We start from the raw sequence: 407 nt of genomic DNA on the forward strand, positions 1-407 counted from the left end.
AAAACGGTTATCACGGTCGTATGGAACGCCATTCATACAGCGATCAGCACGGTGCTGAATGCAATCTGGTCGGTTATCACAACTGTATGGCAGACCATTTACGACTTTATCTCTCCGCTGCTGGAGGCATTCAGGTATCTGTTCGAGACGATTTTTGAAGCGATCCATGTGATTATCAGCCGGGTGATGGACTGGATTCACGAAAAGATAACCACCACATGGGAGACCATTATCCAGCAAGATCACTGCGATAAAAACCACTATTGAAAACGGCTTCAATGCGGCAGTGAACTTTATCAAGAATCTTGGTTCACAGGCGGTACAATGGGGCGCAGATATCATCAATAATATCGTGAGCGGCATCAAAAGCAAGATCAACGCTGTAGCAGATGCCGTCAAGGGTATTG

General features: G+C 46.2%; 1 protein-coding gene. It reads left to right on the forward strand.

Translation table 11 applies throughout. The features are described 5' to 3' along the window. Window positions 1–267 (forward strand): hypothetical protein (locus tag QVO51_RS09335; protein WP_288168077.1); only part of this gene is annotated, 267 nt, incomplete at its 5' end. Between the last annotated feature and the right edge of the window lie 140 nt (window positions 268–407).

The sequence above is a fragment of the Ruminococcus sp. CAG:379 genome, from assembly GCF_000434255.1.
Taxonomy (GTDB): domain Bacteria; phylum Bacillota; class Clostridia; order Oscillospirales; family Ruminococcaceae; genus Ruminococcus_F; species Ruminococcus_F champanellensis.